Origin of the sequence: Streptomyces sp. NPDC001292 (genome assembly GCF_042896465.1) — a bacterium.
GTDB lineage: Bacteria > Actinomycetota > Actinomycetes > Streptomycetales > Streptomycetaceae > Streptomyces.
Genome location: NZ_JBIAXG010000006.1, coordinates 183,580 through 202,841, shown reverse-complemented (window position 1 = coordinate 202,841; position 19,262 = coordinate 183,580). Strand labels below are relative to the sequence as shown.

The 19,262-nt window shown below is 71.5% G+C and carries 18 protein-coding genes; 8 read left to right on the top strand and 10 right to left on the bottom strand.

From position 1 onward, the window contains the following. Positions 1-76 precede the first annotated feature (76 nt). Positions 77-571 (top strand): LURP-one-related/scramblase family protein, encoded by a 495-nt coding sequence (locus tag ACFY4A_RS10105; RefSeq protein WP_390828943.1) that lies wholly within the window; start codon positions 77-79, stop codon positions 569-571. Positions 572-715: 144 nt separating this feature from the next. Here the strand turns inward: ACFY4A_RS10105 and ACFY4A_RS10100 are convergent, their stop codons facing one another. Beyond that, a complete protein-coding gene (locus ACFY4A_RS10100; protein WP_390828942.1) occupies positions 716-1,540 on the bottom strand; it encodes a carbon-nitrogen family hydrolase in 825 nt (274 codons plus the stop codon). A 182-nt stretch (positions 1,541-1,722) separates the two neighbouring features. Between ACFY4A_RS10100 and ACFY4A_RS10095 the strand changes: the two genes are divergently transcribed. Then, complete coding sequence (locus tag ACFY4A_RS10095; protein WP_390828941.1) at positions 1,723-2,547, top strand: maleylpyruvate isomerase family mycothiol-dependent enzyme; 825 nt, start codon at positions 1,723-1,725, stop codon at positions 2,545-2,547. A gap of 123 nt (positions 2,548-2,670) precedes the next feature. Here the strand turns inward: ACFY4A_RS10095 and ACFY4A_RS10090 are convergent, their stop codons facing one another. Together ACFY4A_RS10090 and ACFY4A_RS10085 are read right to left on the bottom strand one after the other, a co-directional pair. Next, a complete protein-coding gene (locus tag ACFY4A_RS10090) occupies positions 2,671-3,981 on the bottom strand; it encodes a nitrate/nitrite transporter (protein WP_390828940.1) in 1,311 nt (436 codons plus the stop codon). After that, the gene (locus ACFY4A_RS10085) at positions 3,978-4,628 is read right to left on the bottom strand and encodes a GntR family transcriptional regulator (protein WP_390828939.1); all 651 of its coding nucleotides are present in this window, start codon (positions 4,626-4,628) and stop codon (positions 3,978-3,980) included. The genes ACFY4A_RS10090 and ACFY4A_RS10085 overlap by 4 nt, the downstream gene beginning before the upstream one ends. Before the next feature lie 195 nt (positions 4,629-4,823). Between ACFY4A_RS10085 and ACFY4A_RS10080 the strand changes: the two genes are divergently transcribed. The 3 genes from ACFY4A_RS10080 to ACFY4A_RS10070 all read left to right on the top strand — a co-directional run bounded on the left by ACFY4A_RS10080 (position 4,824) and on the right by ACFY4A_RS10070 (position 7,169). Continuing rightward, positions 4,824-5,726 (top strand): D-alanyl-D-alanine carboxypeptidase family protein, encoded by a 903-nt coding sequence (locus ACFY4A_RS10080; protein ID WP_390828938.1) that lies wholly within the window; start codon positions 4,824-4,826, stop codon positions 5,724-5,726. A gap of 97 nt (positions 5,727-5,823) precedes the next feature. Beyond that, entirely contained in the window at positions 5,824-6,171 is a 348-nt protein-coding gene (locus ACFY4A_RS10075; protein ID WP_390828937.1) for a GntR family transcriptional regulator, read from the top strand. After that, a complete protein-coding gene (locus tag ACFY4A_RS10070; protein ID WP_390828936.1) occupies positions 6,168-7,169 on the top strand; it encodes a DUF1648 domain-containing protein in 1,002 nt (333 codons plus the stop codon). Before ACFY4A_RS10075 ends, ACFY4A_RS10070 begins: the two co-directional genes overlap by 4 nt. Positions 7,170-7,264: 95 nt before the next feature. Here the strand turns inward: ACFY4A_RS10070 and ACFY4A_RS10065 are convergent, their stop codons facing one another. From ACFY4A_RS10065 to pdhA, 3 genes are read right to left on the bottom strand one after another with little or no spacing between them, the layout of a single operon-like run. Next, positions 7,265-8,674 (bottom strand): dihydrolipoamide acetyltransferase family protein, encoded by a 1,410-nt coding sequence (locus ACFY4A_RS10065; RefSeq protein ID WP_390828935.1) that lies wholly within the window; start codon positions 8,672-8,674, stop codon positions 7,265-7,267. Between the two features lie 11 nt (positions 8,675-8,685). Beyond that, positions 8,686-9,666, bottom strand: a complete 981-nt coding sequence (locus tag ACFY4A_RS10060; protein WP_390828934.1) for an alpha-ketoacid dehydrogenase subunit beta — start codon at positions 9,664-9,666, stop codon at positions 8,686-8,688. A gap of 2 nt (positions 9,667-9,668) precedes the next feature. Beyond that, a complete protein-coding gene (gene pdhA / locus ACFY4A_RS10055) occupies positions 9,669-10,865 on the bottom strand; it encodes a pyruvate dehydrogenase (acetyl-transferring) E1 component subunit alpha (protein WP_390828933.1) in 1,197 nt (398 codons plus the stop codon). Positions 10,866-11,437: 572 nt separating this feature from the next. Here pdhA and ACFY4A_RS10050 point away from each other — a divergent pair. Further along, a complete protein-coding gene (locus ACFY4A_RS10050; RefSeq protein ID WP_390828932.1) occupies positions 11,438-12,454 on the top strand; it encodes a phosphotransferase enzyme family protein in 1,017 nt (338 codons plus the stop codon). 84 nt (positions 12,455-12,538) lie between these two features. On the opposite strand, the gene ACFY4A_RS10045 is transcribed toward ACFY4A_RS10050, so the two are convergent. Next, positions 12,539-14,152, bottom strand: coding sequence for a protein kinase (locus ACFY4A_RS10045; RefSeq protein WP_390828931.1), 1,614 nt, complete (start codon positions 14,150-14,152; stop codon positions 12,539-12,541). A gap of 341 nt (positions 14,153-14,493) precedes the next feature. Between ACFY4A_RS10045 and ACFY4A_RS10040 the strand changes: the two genes are divergently transcribed. Then, positions 14,494-16,128 (top strand): protein kinase, encoded by a 1,635-nt coding sequence (locus tag ACFY4A_RS10040; protein ID WP_390828930.1) that lies wholly within the window; start codon positions 14,494-14,496, stop codon positions 16,126-16,128. A gap of 154 nt (positions 16,129-16,282) precedes the next feature. Here the strand turns inward: ACFY4A_RS10040 and ACFY4A_RS10035 are convergent, their stop codons facing one another. Continuing rightward, the gene (locus tag ACFY4A_RS10035; RefSeq protein WP_390828929.1) at positions 16,283-16,819 is read right to left on the bottom strand and encodes a bacterial proteasome activator family protein; all 537 of its coding nucleotides are present in this window, start codon (positions 16,817-16,819) and stop codon (positions 16,283-16,285) included. 70 nt (positions 16,820-16,889) lie between these two features. Further along, positions 16,890-17,447 carry a PadR family transcriptional regulator gene (locus ACFY4A_RS10030; RefSeq protein WP_390828928.1) on the bottom strand — a complete coding sequence of 186 codons (558 nt, stop codon included), beginning with the start codon at positions 17,445-17,447 and terminating at the stop codon, positions 16,890-16,892. A gap of 125 nt (positions 17,448-17,572) precedes the next feature. On the opposite strand from ACFY4A_RS10030, the gene ACFY4A_RS10025 reads away from it, so the two are divergent. Further along, positions 17,573-18,244: a hypothetical protein gene (locus ACFY4A_RS10025; RefSeq protein WP_390828927.1), complete on the top strand. Its 672-nt coding sequence runs from the start codon at positions 17,573-17,575 to the stop codon at positions 18,242-18,244. Positions 18,245-18,281: 37 nt separating this feature from the next. Here the strand turns inward: ACFY4A_RS10025 and ACFY4A_RS10020 are convergent, their stop codons facing one another. Next, entirely contained in the window at positions 18,282-19,262 is a 981-nt protein-coding gene (locus ACFY4A_RS10020; protein ID WP_390828926.1) for an NAD(P)H-quinone oxidoreductase, read from the bottom strand.

Below are 19,262 nucleotides of genomic sequence, written 5' to 3'. Positions count from 1 at the left end.
GTGCCGTACTGGGCCCGTTGGGCCCGTCGGACCACCGGCGGCGTCGCCGGGGCGGAGCCGGGGAAGCGGTGAGGACATGAGATTCCTCGTACGCGACCGGGTTTTCGGCATCGGTGACGACTACTGGATCGAGGACGAACACGGCCGCAAGGTCTTCCTCGTCGACGGCAAGGCGATGCGGCTGCGGGACACCTTCGAGCTGAAGGACGCCCACGGCCGGGTCCTGATCGACCTGCACCAGAAGATGCTCGCGCTGCGGGACACGATGGTGATCGAGCGGGGCGGGGAGGCCCTGGCGAAGATCAGGCGCAAGCGGCTGTCGCTGCTGCGCAACCACTACCGGGTGTCCCTGGTGGACGGCACCGAGCTCGACGTCAGCGGCAAGATCCTCGACCGGGAGTTCGCCGTCGAGTACGACGGCGAACTGCTCGCGGTGATCTCCCGGCGCTGGCTGAGCGTCGTGGAGACCTACGGCGTCGACGTCGTGCGCGAGGACGCCGACCCCGCGCTGCTGATCGCGGTGGCGGTGTGCGTGATCCACCTGGCGGAGAAGGAACGCGAGGAGCGGTAGCCGCCGGGAGAGGAGCGGCATGGGGCCCGCTGGAAGTATCCTGAAGATCTTGAAATCGCCCGGCTTGCACCGCTTCGAGTCGATCGACATCCACCGGCAATCCGGGGCGAGTCGGGCAGCCAGAGCAAGATCCTCATCGGCCTTCTAGGGCCTGTCCCGGCGGCGCGGAGGTTCCAGGCCGAGGACCCGGTCCTTCAGGGCCGGGAACTGCTCCCGGGTGGCCGGCACCCTCGCCGGGTCGAAGTCGACGGCGAGAACCTCCTCACCGGGGCCGGCCTCGGCCAGCACCTCGCCCCAGGGGTCCACCACGATCGAGTGACCCGCCTGCGGAACTCCGGCGTGCGTCCCGGCCGTTCCACAGGCGAGCACGAACGCCTGGTCCTCCACCGCCCGCGCCCGGGCCAGCAGCGTCCAGTGCGCACGCCGGCGCTCGGGCCAGCCCGCCGGGACCACCAGGGTCTGCGCGCCGGCGTCGACGAGCCCGCGGAAGAGTTCGGGGAAACGGAGGTCGTAACAGGTCGCGAGACCAAGGGTGGTGTCCGGCAGAGGAACCGTCACCAGTTCCCGCCCCGCGCTCATCAGCACAGCCTCGCCCTTGTCGAAGCCGAAGCAGTGGATCTTGCGGTAGACGGCGGCCAGATCGCCGGAGGGGGAGAAGACCAGGGAGGTGTTGTAGAGGGAGCCCGCGGCCGAGTCGCCGTCGGACGCGGCGCGTTCGGGAATCGAGCCGGCGTGCAGCCACACGCCCGCGTCGCTCGCCGCCTTGGCCATCGTCTCGTACGTGGGACCCTCCAGCGGTTCGGCCCCGCGTTCGAACTCCTCGAAGGCGAAGGCTCCGGTGGTCCACAGCTCCGGCAGCACCACGAGGTCGGCCCCTGCCTGCTCCCGCACCAGGGCGGCCGCCCGCCGACGCCGCGAATCGACCGATTCGCCCTCGTCCACGGCAATCTGGATCAGCGAGGCGCGCACACTACCACCGTCCTGGCACTCGAGTCGTCCGGACAGGCCTACGATCGTCACACGAAAGCACTGCCGGGCTGCCTCACAGCAGCGTAACTTAGCGTTTCAAGACACCCGCCGACCGCAGCCACCTCCCACTGGCAATGCCATCACTTCCTGCCCGTGTACCGACCGCCGAGGGGTCCCGTTCCGTGAGTCTGCATCCCACCCTCCAGCCCTACGCCGATGCCTGGACCCACTCCGTCGAGGCGATATCGGAGCTGATGCAGCCCCTGGTGGAGGCCGATTGGAACCGGCGCACGCCGTGCCCGGGCTGGTCGGTCCGCGACGTCGTCTCGCACATCATCGGCATGGACTGCGAGATGCTGGGCGACCCGCGGCCCATCCACGCGCTCCCGCGCGACCTGTTCCACGTCACCAACGAGCACCAGCGCTACATGGAGATGCAGGTCGACGTCCGCCGCCACCACACGTCGCCGGAGATGACCTCCGAGCTGGAGTACACGATCATCCGCCGCAACCGCCAGCTGCGGAACGAGTCCCGCGCCCCCGGCACCAAGGTGCGCGGCCCGCTCGGCGCGGAGATCACCCTCGAAGAGGCCATGCGCTACCGCGCCTTCGACATCTGGGTGCACGAGCAGGACCTGCGCGCGGCCCTCGGCCGCCCCGGCAGCCTCGACTCGCCCGGCGCCCACGTCGCCCGCGACCACCTGCTGGCCGCGCTCCCGGACGTGGTCGCGGTCAAGGCGGACGCTCCGCGCAGCTCGGCGATCGTCTTCGACGTGCACGGCCCGCTGGAGTTCCTGCGGACGATCCGCGTCGACATCCAGGGCCGCGGCACCCTGGAGACGGCCCCGGCCCTCGGCCCGGCGGCGACCCTCGCGCTCGACTGGGAGACCTACGTCCGCCTGGCCTGCGGCCGGGTCACCCCGGAAGCGGTCGCGGACCGTGTGAAGACGGAGGGCGACCTGGATCTGGCGGCGGCGATCCTGCGGAACTTCGTGGTGACGGCCTAGGTGTGCTGTCCCGGGGCGAGCCGGATCCCCCCTGCTCCATGAGAGCCGGGGGGAGGCACCCCTCGACAGGGCGAGCGCACCGGCTCCCGCCCCCGCCCCGCCTCACGGCGGCGCAGGACACCGTCACGCCGGCACGTGCACCGTCTCCACCCGGCTGGCGACCAGCCGTTCCCGCTCCCGCCGGGCCGCCCGCTCGCGCAGCCGCAGGATCTGGCTCACGCCCAGCGCCTGGAGCACGAACACCGCGGAGAAGGCGATCCTGTAATCGTCCCCGGTCGCGTCCAGCAGCACCCCGATCGCGAACAACGTCGTCATCGAGGCCACGAAGCCACCCATGTTGGTGATGCCCGACGCCGTCCCCTGACGCTCCGCCGGATTCGCCGGCCGCGCGAAGTCGAACCCGATCATCGAGGCCGGCCCGCACGCGCCGAGCACCAGGCACAGCACGACCAGCAGCCACATCGGCGCCCGCCCGCCCGGACAGGCCAGCATCACCGCCCACATGCCCGCGGTCGCCACCACTGTGCCGAGCGCGAGCGGCAGCCGCGCCGCGTGGTGCCGGGCGACGATCTGCCCGTAGACGAGCCCGACGGCCATGTTGGACACCACGACGAGCGTGAGCAGTTCCCCGGCGTCCGCCCGCGACAGGCCCTGCGCCTCGACCAGGAACGGCAGCCCCCACAGCAGCAGGAACACCATCGCGGGGAACTGCGTGGTGAAGTGCACCCACAGCCCGAGCCGCGTCCCGGGCTCCCGCCAGGCCGCGGCGATCTGCCGGCGTACGTACGCGGCGCCCTGGTGGGGCAGTGGCTCCGGTTCGTGGCCCTCCGGGTGGTCCTTGAGGAACAGCACCAGCAGCACCAGCACCACCGCTCCGGCCAGCGCGCTGCCCGCGAAGGCCACCGTCCAGCCCACCCCGTGCAGCAGCCGGGCCAGCACCAGCGTGGACACCAGGTTGCCGGCCATTCCGGCCAGCCCGGCCAGCTGGGCGACCAGCGGCCCGCGCCGGGCGGGGAACCACCGGGTGCCCAGCCTCAGCACGCTGATGAACGTCATGGCGTCCCCGCAGCCGAGCAGCGCGCGCGAGGCGAGCGCGGTGCCGTACGACGGGGAGAACGCGAAGCCGAGCTGACCGGCCGTGAAGAGCACGGCGCCGATGCCCAGCACCTTCTTGGTGCCGAGCCGGTCGACGAGCAGGCCGACCGGTATCTGCATGCCGGCGTAGACGAGGAGCTGGAGGATCGAGAACGTCGACAGCGCCGAGGCGCCCACGTGGAAGCGGTCGGCGGCGTCGAGACCGGCGACGCCCAGGGATGTGCGGAAGATGACGGCGACGAAGTAGACGGCGACGCCGATGCTCCAGACGGCGACGGCGCGCCGGCCGCCGGGCGGATCACCGGGCAGTGAGGCCGGCGAGGAGGACGAGGAGCTCACCGGACCTCACCCCGTGCGAGGTGGGAGAACCAGTTGACGTGCCGGTGCACGACGTCGACGGCCGCCTCCGTGTCCCCCGAGCGCAGCGCGTCCAGGATCTGCTCGTGCTCGGCGAGCGTCTTGGCGAGCCGGTCGGGGTGGGAGTGCATGACGGCGACACCCATGCGCAGCTGCCGGTCGCGCAGCTGGTCGTACAGCCGGGACAGGATCTCGTTGCCGCCGCTGCGGACGATCTCGGCGTGGAAGCAGCGGTCGGTGACGGCGGCCGCGGCGAAGTCGCCGGCGGCGGCCTGCTTCTTCTGCTTCTGCAGCAGTTCCTCGAGCCGCTCGATGAGCCCCGGCGGCGCGGGTACGGCCTTCCTGGCCGCGTACTCCTCGACCAGCTGCCGGGTCTCGACCACGTCGGCGATCTCCTGCGCGGACACCGGCAGGACGAGGGCTCCCTTCTTCGGGTAGAGCTTGATGAGCCCCTCGACCTCCAGCCGCAGCAGCGCCTCGCGCACGGGCGTGCGCGAGACCCCGACGGCCTCGGCCAGCTCACCCTCGGTCAGCAGGGTGCCGCCCCCGTAACTGCGGTCCAGGACGGCTTGCTTGACGTGCGCGTACACGCGATCGGCGGCGGGGGGCTGTTTCAGGGCCAGACTCATGCCCACAGCATAGATACAACACGTACGCAAGGCTCGCCCCATCCACCATGCGGACCATACGAACCCGACGGGAAATCCACCCGGAAGCCGCACAACCTTCCGCGCCGCCTGCGAGTCAGACAGACGCGGCCCCACTTTGTGGGCTCTCAACTCTGCCGCACGGCAGAGGAATTCAACATAATCGGGGTACCTCACTTGAAAACCGGCATCCAGGGCATCCGTATCCGCAGAGCCGCCGCAGTCGCCGTGACCGCGAGCGCCGTGCTCGCCGCCGGGGCCCTCACCGCGGCACCCGCGCAGGCCGTCACCGCGCCGTCGATCGTGGCCAAGGGCGGCTACGTGATGGACAGCGCGACCGGCAAGTCCCTCTACACCAAGGCCGCGGACACCAGGCGCTCCACGGGCTCCACCACGAAGATCATGACCGCCAAGGTCGTGCTGGCCCAGCCGAGCCTGAACCTCGACGCCAAGGTCACCATCCAGAAGGCGTACAGCGACTACGTCGTCAGGAACAACGCCTCGCAGGCCCATCTCATCGTCGGCGACAAGGTGACCGTCCGTCAGCTGCTGTACGGCCTGATGCTGCCCTCGGGCTGCGACGCCGCGTACGCGCTGGCCGACAAGTTCGGTTCGGGCTCGACGCGGGACGCGCGGGTGAAGTCCTTCATCGGCAAGATGAACAGCACCGCCAAGAGCCTCGGCCTGACGAACACGCACTTCGACTCGTTCGACGGCATCGGCAAGGGCAGCAACTACTCGACACCGCGCGACCTGACCAAACTGGCGCGCAGCGCGTTGAAGAACTCCACGTTCCGCACGATCGTGAAGACGAAGTCGTACACGGCCAAGACCATCACCAAAACGGGCAGCACCCGCACGATGGGCAAGTGGACGAACACGAACACGCTGCTCAGCAGCTACAGCGGCGCGATCGGCGTGAAGACGGGCTCCGGTCCCCAGGCCGGGGCCTGCCTCGTCTTCGCCGCCACCAGGAACGGCAGGACCGTCATCGGCACGGTTCTGGCCTCGTCCACGTACGCGCAGCGCGCGACGGACGCGACGAGGCTCCTGAACTACGGGTTCGCCAGGAAGGTCTGACACCCGCTCACCAGGCCGGAAGGGCCCGCCGCTGACCGCAGCGGCGGGCCCTTCTCTTATGTACGCGCATATGAATGGTGCTAGCATCATTGGCATCATGTTGCTGCGATTGGACAAGAGGGACACCCGGCCCCTGCACGAGCAGGTCGCCGGCGCCATCCGGCGCGCCATCGCCGAGGGGGAGTGCCGCCCGGGCGACCGGCTGCCGTCGGCGCGCGACCTCTCCCAGATGCTCGACATCAACATCAACACCGTCCTGCGTGGCCTGCGCGGCCTGCGGGACGAGGGACTGCTGGAGTTCCGCCGGGGACGAGGGGTGACCGTCGCGGAGGGCGCGGACCGGCACTCCGGACTGCGGATCCGGGTGCGCGAACTGGTGGCCGAGGCGGGCCGCCTGGGCTACAGCCGGAACGATCTCATCGAGATGATCAGGGGGACGCGATGAACGACCCGAGAAGGCACGGGAACGGGACGCGCTGGGCAGCCGCCATCTGGACGGCCGGCACCGCGGTCCTGATCGCCGCGCTGCCCTGGGCCGCGAGCGAACGGCTGCCGGACCGGATGGCGACCCACTGGAAGGAATCCGCGGCCGACGGCTCGATGCCGCTGTGGGCGGCCTCGCTCGTCCCCGCTCTGGTCTGGCTCGTGCTGGGCGTGGGCGTGGAGGTGCTGCGGCGGCGGGCCGGGGAGGACGGTCCGGCGGTGACGCGGCCGTGGGCGCTGGCCGGACTGCTGTCGGCCGGTGTACTCCTCGTCGGTGGCCAGCTGTCCGTCGTGCGGGCGAACCTCGATCACACGGACTGGCACCAGGTGCGGCTGCCGATCGCGGGGATCGTGGTCTCACTGGTGGTGGCGCTGCTCGCCGGGATCGCCGGCTGGCTGGTGGGCGCGCGGGGTCGGGCCTCCGGCCCGGCGTCCGGGGGACGGGACGCCGACGGACCGACGCTGGAGATCCCCGAGGGACAGCAGGTGGTGTGGTTCTCGCGCACCACCAACCTCTGGCTGCACCTCATCGCGGCCGTGACCGGAGTGGTGGCGGTGGCCGCCCTGGTCGCCCTCGTCGCCGGACTCGCCGGGCCCGGCGCGGGGTGGTCGCTGTTCGCTTCGTGCGCGGTCGCCTCCCTCGCGGGGGCCGGCTGTGCCTCGGTACAGGCACGTGTGTCCCGGCGGGGCCTGGAGGTGGCCTTCGGCCCGCTCGGCTGGCCGGTACGGCGCTGGGCGCCTGACGCGATCGAGTCCGCCCGCGCCGAGAACCGTACGCCCGCGCAGGTCGGCGGCTGGGGCTACCGCTTCAGCGGTCTGGGCACCACGGTCATGCTGCGGGCCGGGGAGTGCCTGGTGATCCGGGCCCGGGGCGGCCGGAGCGACTTCGCGGTCAGCGTGGACGACGCCGAACGCGGAGCCGCCCTGCTGAACGCACTGCGCACCCACCAGCCGAGCTGACCCTCCCGGCCGTCATGGCCACCCCCTGAACCACCGCGGACGCCGGGGCGGCGCACCTCCGTGAGAGGTGCGCCGCGCGGTTTCGCCGTGGGCCGTCAGGCCCAGGTGATCAGTCGCTTCGGCTGTTCCAGGATCGCGGCGACGTCGGCCAGGACCTTGGAGCCGAGTTCGCCGTCGACCAGGCGGTGGTCGAAGCTGAGGGCCAGCGTGGTGACCTGGCGGGGCTTGACCTTGCCCTTGTGGACCCACGGCTGGAGCTTGATCGCGCCGACCGCGAGGATCGCGGACTCGCCGGGATTGAGGATCGGCGTGCCGGTGTCGACGCCGAAGACGCCGACGTTGGTGATCGTCACCGTGCCGCCCTGCATGGCCGCCGGGGATGTCCTCCCCTCGCGTGCCGTGGACACCAGTTCCCCGAGGGCCTCCGCGAGCTGCGGCAGCGTCTTGGCGTGGGCGTCCTTGACGTTCGGAACGATCAGGCCGCGCGGGGTCGCCGCCGCGATGCCCAGGTTGACGTAGTGCTTCTGGACGATCTCCTGAGCGGCCTCGTCCCAGGACGCGTTGATCTCCGGGTTGCGCTTGATGGCGACCAGCAGGGCCTTGGCGATCAGCAGCAGCGGGTTGACCCGCAGACCCTGCATCTCCTTGTCCTGCTTGAGCTCCTCGACCAGCTTCATCGTGCGCGTCACGTCCACCGTCACGAACTCCGTGACGTGCGGGGCCGTGAACGCCGAGCCGACCATCGCCGCCGCCGTCGCCTTGCGGACGCCCTTGACGGGGATACGGGTCTCGCGCGCCCCGTCGTAGCTCACGGCGGGAGCCGGGGCCGCGGCCACCGGGGCCGGCGGCTCGGGAGCCTCGGGTGCGGCCGGTGCCGTCGGCACCGCCGCGTGCACGTCCTCGCGCGTGATGATGCCGTCCGGGCCGGACGGCACGACCGTGGCGAGGTCCACACCCAGGTCCTTGGCCAGCTTACGCACCGGGGGCTTGGCCAGCGGGCGGGGCCCGGCGGGAGCCGCGGCGGCCGCGGTGCCGTGGCCGTTCAGCTCCGGCCGGGGTGCCGTCGTCGCCGGGGCGGCCGTGGCCTCCGGGCCCTTGCGCGGGCGGCGCTTGGTGGAGGACGCCGAGACGCCGTAGCCCACGAGCACCGGCTGGCGGCCCGGCTGCGCCTCCCCGTCCGTCTTCGGCTCGGTCTTCGGCTCGGTCTTCGGCTCGGCCTGCGCCGGGACCTCGGCCGGCGCCGCGCCCGCCACCTCCACCGCGATGATGGACGTGCCCACGTCCACCGTGGTGCCCTCGGCGAAGTGCAGCTCGCGCACCACCCCGTCGTAGGGAATGGGCAGTTCGACGGCCGCCTTGGCGGTCTCGACCTCGCAGACCACCTGGCCGTCGGTGACCGTGTCACCGGGCTGGACGTACCACTTGAGGATCTCCGCCTCGGTCAGACCCTCGCCGACATCCGGCATCTTGAACTCACGCACGGACGCATCGGTCATCGTCGTCACGAACCTCTCCCTCAGTACGCCAGCGAGCGGTCGACGGCGTCGAGCACGCGATCCAGGTCCGGCAGGTAGGACTCCTCCAGACGGGCCGGCGGGTACGGCGCGTGATAGCCGCCGACCCGCAGCACCGGAGCCTCCAGGTGGTAGAAGCAGCGCTCGGTGATCCGGGCGGCGATCTCCGCGCCGGAGCCGAAGAACACCGGCGCCTCGTGGACGACGACCAGACGGCGCGTCCGTTCCACCGAGGCCTGGATGGCGTCGAAGTCGATCGGGGAGACCGAGCGCAGGTCCAGGACCTCCAGGGACTTGCCCTCCTCGGCGGCCGCGGCGGCGACCTCCTGGCAGAGCTTCACCATCGGGCCGTAGGCCGCCAGGGTCAGGTCCGTGCCCTCGCGGACGACCTGCGCCTTGTGCAGCGGGTTCGGGATGGCCTCCGTGTTGACCTCGGCCTTGTCCCAGTAGCGCCGCTTGGGCTCGAAGTAGATCACCGGGTCGTCGCTCTGGATGGCCTGCTGCATCATCCAGTAAGCGTCCGACGCGTTGGAGGGGCTGACGATCTTCAGGCCCGCCACATGCGCGAACAGCGCCTCGGGGGACTCCGAGTGGTGCTCGACCGCGCCGATGCCGCCGCCGTAGGGGATGCGGACGACGACCGGAAGCTTGACCTTGCCCAGCGAGCGGGCGTGCATCTTCGCGAGCTGCGTGACGATCTGGTCGTACGCCGGGAAGACGAAGCCGTCGAACTGGATCTCGACCACCGGACGGTAGCCGCGCAGGGCGAGGCCGATCGCGGTGCCGACGATGCCGGACTCGGCGAGCGGGGTGTCGATGACGCGGCTCTCGCCGAAGTCCTTCTGGAGGCCGTCCGTCACACGGAACACGCCGCCGAGCTTGCCGACGTCCTCGCCCATGACGAGGACCTTGGGGTCGTTGTCCAGGGCACGGCGCAACGACTCGTTGATCGCCTTGGCCAGGGCCATCTTCTCCGCAGCCATGTTCAGACCCCCTCTGCGTCCGCGAACGACGCCTGGTAGGCGGCGAACTGGGCGCGCTCCTCGTCGACGAGCGCGTGCCCGTCCGCGTACACGTTCTCGAAGATGGCGAAAAGGTCCGGATCGGGCATGGCACGGACCGCTTCGCGCACTCGTCTGCCCAACGCCTCGCTCTCGGCCTCGAGTTCCGCGAAGAATCCCTCGTCCGCGTGGTTTGCGGCCTCCAGGTGGCGGCGGAGGCGCAGGATCGGGTCCTTCGCCTCCCAGGCCAGGCGCTCCTCGTCCCCCCGGTACCGGGTGGGGTCGTCGGAGGTGGTGTGGGCGCCCATGCGGTAGGTGTACGCCTCCACCAGGGTGGGGCCCTCGCCGCTGCGGGCGCGTTCCAGCGCCCACTTGGTGACCGCGAGGCAGGCCAGTACGTCGTTGCCGTCGACGCGGACGCCGGGGAAGCCGAAGCCCGCCGCGCGCTGGTAGAGCGGGACCCGGGTCTGCTTCTCGGTCGGCTCGGAGATCGCCCACTGGTTGTTCTGGCAGAAGAACACCACGGGGGCGTTGTAGACCGCGGAGAAGGTGAAGGCCTCGGCCACGTCGCCCTGGCTGGAGGCGCCGTCGCCGAAGTAGGCGATGACCGCGGAGTCGGCGCCGTCCTTGGCGACGCCCATCGCGTAGCCGGTGGCGTGCAGCGCCTGGGAGCCGATGACGATCGTGTAGAGGTGGAAGTTGTTGCTGTTGGGGTCCCAGCCACCGTTGTTCACACCGCGGAACATGCCGAGGAGGTTGGTCGGGTCCACCCCGCGGCACCAGGCGACGCCGTGCTCACGGTAGGTCGGGAAGACGTAGTCGTCCTCGCGGGTGGCGCGCCCGGAACCGATCTGGGCGGCCTCCTGGCCGAGCAGCGAGGCCCACAGCCCCAGTTCGCCCTGGCGCTGCAGGGCGGTGGCCTCGGCGTCGAAGCGGCGGGTGAGCAGCATGTCCCGGTACAGGCCGCGAAGCTCCGCGGCGGTGATTCCGGCGACGTACTTGTCGTACTCGGCGTTCTTGACGCGCTTGCCCTCGGGCGTCAGCAACTGCACGAGTTCGGGGTCGGTGCTCTTCTTGTCGCCGGTACGCCGCCTGGTGCCGGCGGCTTTCGTGCCGGTCGCGCCGGCCTTGCTTCCGGCGCTGCGTCGCGATGTGCGCGCGGCAGTGCTCTCCACGGTCACGTGTGCTCCTCCGTCGGTCCGGCCCCGGGGTTGCCGGTAGCCAGTGCGGCTCACCTGTTCCGGACCACCGGGCACGGGGTGGGTGCCACTCGGCCGGGAACAGGCGTGACAGGTGCCCCGGCGAGCGCCCTGCAGCAGTCACGTTACCCAGTGCTCCACAAATCTGGGAAACCCCTCCTGACCTGGGCGTTTCCTTGGATTTCCAAGTATTTCCACTTGGACGTCCAAGTACCTCGCCGGGCAGTCGGGACAGCCGCTGGTCACAGCCCTGCAGGGGGCCGGAACACCGGCACGTTATCCCGGTCACCCCTGAGTCGGGAAGGGTCGGCGAATGGCCGGAACTGCTCTTGATGGATGCCCCCGCACGGGGGACGGCGGAACGGGACCCGGCGGGCGGGGAAACGGGGCGCGGCCAATGGCGTACCGGCGCACGACGGGCGGCGGCGGGGCGGCATCGCGACCTCACGTGACCGAAAGCGACCGTCGACGACTGTCTGTGACAAGCCCCAGCTCACGGCCTCCGCCGGTGCCCTAGCATCTGGCGCGTGCCGCGCCCATGTGTACCACCCCCCGTGCCCCACGCGCCCCCTCTGAGCGCCTTGCTGCGCCAGTACGCCGCCGGTTCCGCCCTCACCTGCGAGCCGGTCGACCAGGGCCTGCTCAACCGCGGCTACCGGCTGTGCACGACCCGCGGCCGTTATTTCCTCAAGCACCACTTCGATCCGGACACCGCCGATCCCGCCGCCATCGCGCGCCAGCACCGGGCCACCCAGCGCCTGGCCGACCTCGGCGTCCCGGTGGCGCCGCCGGTCACCGGCCGCGACGGGCGTACGGTCGCCGTCGTCGGCGGCCACGCCTACGCCCTGCACCCCTGGATCGACGGCCGGCACCGGCACGGCGGGCAACTCACCACCGGGCAGTGCGCCCGCCTGGGGACGCTGCTCGGAGCCGTGCACGCCTGCCTGGAGCGCGTGATGCCGCCCAAGTACCGCACCCGTCCCGCCGCGAGTCCCCACCCCGTGGAGAGCGCCGATCCCGCCGACACCTTCGCCCTGATCGACGACCTGCTCGCGCACGTACGCCGCCACCGGCCCCCGGACGCCTTCGACGAACTGGCGCGGCACCGGCTCCTGGAGCGGCGCGCGCTCCTGGAACGGCACGCGGACCGGCGGCCGCCGCCCGGCGGGCCCGTCGGCTGGGTGCACGGCGACTTCCACCCCTTCAACCTGCTCTACCAGGGGGACACTCCCGCCGCGATCGTCGACTGGGACCGGCTCGGCGTGCAGCCCCGCGCGGAGGAGGCGGTGCGCGCCGCCGCGATCTTCTTCGTCCGGCCCGCCGGCACCCTGGACCTGCCGAAGGTCAGGGCGTACGCGCGCGCGTACCGGCTGGCGGCCGGCGCCACCCCGTCGGAACTCGCGGCGGCCGTGCACCGCGTCTGGTGGGAGCGCCTGAACGACTTCTGGATGCTGCGCTGGCACTACGAGCGCGGCGACACCCGCGCGGACCCGCAGTTCCCGGCCGCCTCGGCGCTCGCGGTGTGGTGGACGCGGGAGTACGGCGCGGTGTGCGGCGCGTTCGCGGAGTGACATCGACCAAGCCCGAAAACACCGCGCGCGTGGGGCCCGTACGGCCTCACGCGCGCGTGAAGGATGCTCGGTTCGCGGCGGGACTCAGTTGCTTCCGCCGAGGTTCCCCGCCGCCCCCGCGGAGGTACCGGCGGCGTCGCCACCGCCGCCGCCGTCCCCGGAGCCGTCGGTCGGAGCGCCGCCCGTGTCCGGGGGCGTCGACGAAGGCCCGGGCTCGGCCGGTTCGCTGGAGGTCTGCGGGTCGGTCTGCTGATCGGAGGGCTGTTCGCCGGACGGCTCCGACGGGGTCCACGACGGCCGGGACGACGGCGTGTACTTCCAGCCGCCCCCGCCCGAGCCGTAGCCCCGGTCCGTCGACGTGTCCGACGGCTGCTCGTTGGACGAGTCGCTCGGGGTGGTGCTGGGCTGCGCGTCGTCGGTGGACTGCGTGTTCGACGGCGACTTGGTGGTGTCGACACCGGTGCCGGTGTCGCCGCCGGTGTTCTGCAGCGCCAGTGCCACGCCCGCGGCGATGGCGATCACCGCGAGGACGGCCAGGATCCACAGCTTGCCGCGGCCGCTGCCTTTGTTGCCGTGCCCCTCGAAGCCGCCGTCGTCGGAGTTGCCGTACCCGGCGGGCAGGATCGGCTGGGGGATCTGCGTGGTGCCGGAGCCGAGGTCGGCCGGGTGCGGCATCACGGTCGTGCCCGCGTAGCCCGCCGCCGGGGTGTGCCGGCCGTCGTGCGCCTCGACCGGGCCGGTGTTCCAGGTTCCGGTGTGGCCGCCCTGGTCGTACAGCATCTGCAGCCCGTACTGGACCAGCCCGCGCATCTCCTCGGCCGTCTGGAAACGGTCGTCGGGCTCCTTGGCCAGCGAGCGCATGACCAGGCCGTCGAGCTCCGGCGGGCAGGTGCCGCCGGGGACCTGCGAAGGCGGCACCGGCATGTCCTGGACGTGCTGGTAGACCACCGACAGCGGGGTCTCGCCGGTGAACGGGGGCCGCAGCGCGAGGAGTTCGTACAACAGGCAGCCTGTGGCGTACAGGTCGGAGCGGTAGTCGACGGCCTTGCCGAGGGCCTGTTCCGGGGAGAGGTACTGCGGAGTGCCCATGACCATGCCGGTCTGCGTCATCGTCGTGGACGCCCCGTGCAGGGCGCGGGCGATGCCGAAGTCCATCACCTTCACGGCGCCGTTGTCGGTGATGATGACGTTGGCGGGCTTAATGTCGCGGTGCACGATGCCGTGCTGGTGCGAGTAGGCCAGCGCCTCCAGCACACCGGAGACGATGATCAGCGCCTGCTCCGGGCCGGGCGCCTCGGCGTTGAGCAACAGGTCACGGATGGTGCGGCCCTCGACCAGCTCCATCACGATGTACGGCACGGCCTGGCCGCCCACATGGTCCTCGCCGGAGTCGTACACGGCGACGATCGCGTGGTGGTTGAGCCCGGCGACCGACTGGGCCTCACGTGTGAACCGGGCCTTGGAGACGGGGTCCTCGGCCAGGTCGGCGCGGAGCAGCTTGACCGCCACGGTCCGGCCGAGGCGCACGTCCTCGGCGGCGAACACCTCGGCCATGCCGCCCCGGCCGAGTCTGTGCGTCAGCCGGTACCGGCCGTCGCCGACCAGGCCGTCGTCGCCCCACATCTCCGGCGCGTCTGACATACCGCCGCCGGTCGCCTCGGGGTCGGACGGGCCCTGGGCGCGATGCTGCTGTGCCATCAGTCCTCGCCGTCGTTTATGCCCGCGGTGCGCGCGGTGTTGTCACGGTCTCCGTCGGCCACGCTACAGGCTCCGTGGGGGCCGCCGGTCCAGGATCGTCGCGGCGAGCACCGCCGGGACCGGCCCGAGACGGACCGGCCATGAAACCCCGTGCGGGTGCCGTGGTGCAAATTCCGTGTACCGGCCGTACGCCTGCTGTAACGCTTCCGCGACGCTTCTTTCGCGTACGGTCACGGAACGGGCACCGAGCTTGACGTGTCAGTGCCCTGGGGCAGACTTGGCCGGGAATGACTCATTCGATCAACGAGGGCGCCTGACGGCCTAGTGGGGGACGCGGAGACATGAGCCAGGACGGCGCACACGGCCAGTACGCGGGACGGGCACTGGCCGGCGGCCGCTACCAGCTGCGCGACCTGCTCGGCGAGGGCGGCATGGCCTCGGTGCACCTCGCCTACGACTCCGTGCTCGACCGTCAGGTCGCGATCAAGACACTCCACACCGAACTCGGCCGCGAACAGGCCTTCCGCGAGCGGTTCCGCCGCGAGGCCCAGGCAGTGGCGAAGCTCACGCACACCAACATCGTCTCGGTCTTCGACACCGGCGAGGACGATGTGGACGGCATGACGACGCCGTACATCGTCATGGAGTACATCGAGGGCCGTCCCCTCGGCTCGGTGCTGGAGGAGGACATCCGGCAGCACGGCGCGATGCCCGCCGACAAGGCCCTGAAGATCACCGCGGACGTGCTCGCCGCGCTGGAGATCAGCCACGAGATGGGCCTGGTCCACCGCGACATCAAGCCGGGCAACGTGATGATGACCAAGCGCGGCGTGGTCAAGGTCATGGACTTCGGCATCGCCCGCGCCATGCAGTCCGGCGTGACGTCGATGACGCAGACCGGCATGGTCGTCGGCACCCCGCAGTACCTCTCGCCGGAGCAGGCGCTCGGCCGGGGCGTGGACGCGCGGTCCGACCTGTACTCGGTCGGCATCATGCTGTTCCAACTGGTCACCGGGCGGCTGCCGTTCGACGCGGACTCGCCCCTGGCCATCGCGTACGCGCATGTGCAGGAGGAGCCGGTGGCGCCCTCCTCGATCAACCGCTCGCTTCCTCCGGCGGTGGACGCGCTGGTCGCCCGCGCGCTGAAGAAGAACCCCAACGAGCGCTTCCCCAGCTCCGAGTCCATGCGCGACGAGTGCCTGCGCGTGGCAGCCTCCTTCCAGGCGGCCGCGCCCAGCATCGTCCCCGGCGCCCAGACGCCCAGCGGCGCCGGCGTCGGCTCGGCGGTCTTCCCGCCCATCGACCAGACCGGCCCGGTGCCCCAGGGCAATGTGCAGACGCCGTACCAGCCGGCCCCGACGCCCAACCCCTACAGCAGCGGCGCCCCAGGGCCCGCGGGCTACGGCTACCCGCAGCAGCCCGGCTACCAGACGCCCGTCGCGTCGTCGCCCTACGCGCAGCAGCAGGCGCCGACCCCGCCGCCGTACACCGTCTCGCCCCAGCACACGCCCCCGCCGGGCGGCGGCAGGAGCACCAGGCCCGTGGTCGTCGGGTCGATCGCCGTCGCCGCCATCGCGGTGGTCGGCCTGATCGTCGCGCTGGCCCTGGACAACGGCGGCGGCAACGAAGCCAAGGGCGGGGACGGCAGCGCGAGCGCTTCCACGTCGGTGGTCGAGGGCCACCGCGGGCCGGACACCTCGAAAACGATCGACGCCGACGAGTGCAAGGAGCCGCGGGAGTCGTACAACGACCCGGCCAAGGTCAGGCTGCCGGACTTCCGGTACAAGAACCTCGGGTCGGTCAAGGAGTGCCTCCAGGCCGCGGGCTGGAGGCTGAAGAAGAACGACGTCGACGAGAACACGTTCGGCCAGGACACGGTCATCAACCAGTTCCCCGCGGCCGACACGGACATCGACCCGAAGAACGCGCCGGTGATCCAACTCGACGTCTCGACCGGCAACCCTCCGTCGTCCTGACGGAGTCGTCCCGACCGGAGTAGGCCGAAGGCCCCGGCAGCGTGGCTGCCGGGGCCTTGTCACGTCCGCGCTACGAGGACAGGTGCGGACCGGGGCGCGGCGTACGGCCCGCGGGCACGACGCCCGCGGGCACGACACCTGCGCGTACGGGGGCCTACAGGTACGGCCCGCCCGAGCGGCCGCCCGTGCGGGGGTCGTCGCCGCCATCGTGTCCGATACCCGGGGGAAGGGCACGACGCATCTGCTCCAGCTGGGCGCGGGCGGCCATCTGCTGGGCGAACAGGGTCGTCTGGATCCCGTGGAAGAGACCCTCCAGCCAGCCCACCAACTGTGCCTGCGCGATACGCAGTTCGGCGTCGCTGGGGGTCCCCTCGTCGGTGAACGGCAGGGAGAGCCGCTCCAGCTCCTCGACGAGTTCCGGCGCCAGGCCGTCCTCCAGCTCCTTGACCGAACTCGCGTGGATCTCCTTCAGCCGGACCCGGCTGGCCTCGTCCAGGGGAGCCGCGCGCACCTCTTCGAGAAGCTGCTTGATCATGCTGCCGATCCGCATGACCTTCGCGGGCTGCTCCACCTGCTCCGTCACCGGGGTCTCACGAGAGTCGTCGTCCCCGCCGCCGAGCGCCATGCCGTCCTGGCCCACGACCAGGATCTGCGGATTCTCCGGCGACCGTTCGTTCCTCGGCATCTCCATGACGCCATTGTCTCGCACCCGTACATGCCACTTCTGTGGCGCCCCCCACGGAAAGCGGTTATCCCCCGTGTCATTTCCCCGTGTCGTCGCGCCGGTGGAGGTCCAGACGGAGCAGACGGGCCTCGCAGTGGTCCAGCCAGCGGGACTCCGCCTCGGCACAGCAGATCAGCTGCTCCACGACCAGCAGCCGGGCCACCTCACCCGGCTCCACGAGCGGCCTCGCCAGGACCTCGGCGCGCCGGCGCACGTAGTCGTGCAGCGCCTCGGAGACATGCCGGCGCTGTGCCTCGACGACCTCGCGCGCGTCGACGCCGGGCGTCCCCACCGCCAGCACCAGCTTGATCGCCAGCTCGTCGCGCGGCGGACCCGTCCGCTCCACCGGCCGCGCATACCAGACCCGCAGCTCGGCGCGGCCCGCCTCGGCCAGTGCGTAGACCACCCGGCCTGCCTCGTCCACACCCTCCCGGGTGACCAGGCCGTCGTGCTCCAGCCGGCCGAGCGCGGCGCAGACCCGGCCGATGTCCAGCGGCCAGGCCGCCCCCGTGCGCGCCTCGAACTCGGCGCGCAGCCGGGAAGCATGGCGGGGGCCGTCCTGCAGGAGCGCCAGCAGTCCGTGACGTATCGGCATACCCGGATTGTGCAGCGGGTTCTACCCGGTGGCCGATCCTGGAATGCCGGATTGGTCCAGTGATGTGACTGTTGTTACAGAAATGATCTGATCCGCTGCCCGGGCACCGTGAGGGGATCCCCGACGTGACTCCAAGGCTGTGCGCTCTGCTGCACGCGACGGGACTGCTGATCGCGCTGGGAGTGGCGGTCCTGCCCGGCGCCCCCGCCGCGGCGTACGGCGCCGTGCGGGCACCCTCGGCCTCCCCCACGCCGCACGACATCGTGTCCGCGGCCGCCTCGGGCACCGCAGCCACCGGCACCTCAGCGTCCAGTACCTCTGCCTCGGGCACCGCCGCCACCAGGATGGCCACCGGCTCCCGCTCCTCGCCGCTCCACGGGCCCTCGCCGTCCTCCGCGCCGTCGTCATCGGCCTCACATCCGGCCTCGTCCCTTTCCTCCTCCGCGTCCCCGTCCTTGTCGTCCGCCGACCCGTCGCGGGCCAGGAGCCGCCCCGGTGAGGGACGGCAGCGGCCGGGGCGGCCGCACAGGTGGGAGACGGAGGAGGAGCACGACGACGGCAGTGAGGACTTCGGGAGCGCGAGCACGACCCCGGAGGCGACGAGCGCCTCGCCGTCGGGTCAGGAGGCCGCTCCCTTGCCGCCCGGGCCGACGGACAGCCCCGGCGCCCTGCCCGTCGCGCAGGACGAGACCGAGACCGGGCCCGTGCTGGGGTTCGTGTCCCTGGGCAGCGGGCTCGTTCTGATCGGCCTCGGCCTCGGCCTGGCGTTCATCGCGCTGAGGTTGCGCCGGAGCTAGCTCCGGAGAAACCCGGTACGGCGGCGGAGGTGCGAGGTCAGGGCGTCACCAGGAGCACCTTGCCGATGTGGCCGCTCTCCTCCACGATCCGGTGGGCCGCCGCGGCGTCGCTCATCGCGAGTTCCTGGTGGACCACCGGCCGGACGTGCCCGTCGGCGAACAGCGGCCAGACGTGTTCGCATACGGCGGCGACGATGGCCGCCTTCTCGCCGAGCGGGCGGGCGCGCAGCGAGGTCGCGCTGATCGCGGCCCGCTTGCCGAGCAGGGTGCCGATGTTCAGCTCGCCCTTGATGCCGCCCTGCATGCCGATGATCGCGAGCCGGCCGTTGACGGCGAGGGCCTGGACGTTGCGGTCCAGGTACTTGGCCCCCATGTTGTCGAGGATCACGTCGGCGCCGTTCCCGTCCGTGGCCCGCCGGATCTCCTCGACGAAGTCCTGCTCCCGGTAGTTGATCAGGATCTCGGCGCCCAGTTCGGCGCAGCGCTCGAGCTTCTCCTTGGTGCCCGCGGTCACGGCGACCTTCGCGCCCACGGCCCGGGCGAGTTGGATCGCCATCGTGCCGATGCCGCTGGAGCCACCGTGCACGAGCAGCGTCTCGCCGGGGCGCAGCTGGGCGACCATGAAGACGTTGGACCAGACGGTGCAGGTCACCTCCGGCAGCGCCGCGGCCTGCCTCAGGTCGACGCCGTCGGGTACGGGCAGCAGCTGACCGGCCGGAACGGCGACCTTCTCGGCGTAGCCGCCGCCCGCGAGCAGCGCGCAGACCTCGTCGCCGACGGCCCAGCCGGACACCCCGGGGCCGAGCGCCGCGATCCGCCCGGAGCACTCCAGACCGGGGTACGGGGAGGCGCCGGGCGGCGGGTTGTAGAAGCCCTGCCGTTGCAGGATGTCGGCCCGGTTGACGGCACTCGCCGCCACCTCGACCAGCACCTCCCCCTCGCCGGGCACGGGATCCGGCACCTCGTCCCACACCAACGCCTCGGGCCCACCGGGTTCGGGAATCGTGATCGCATGCAT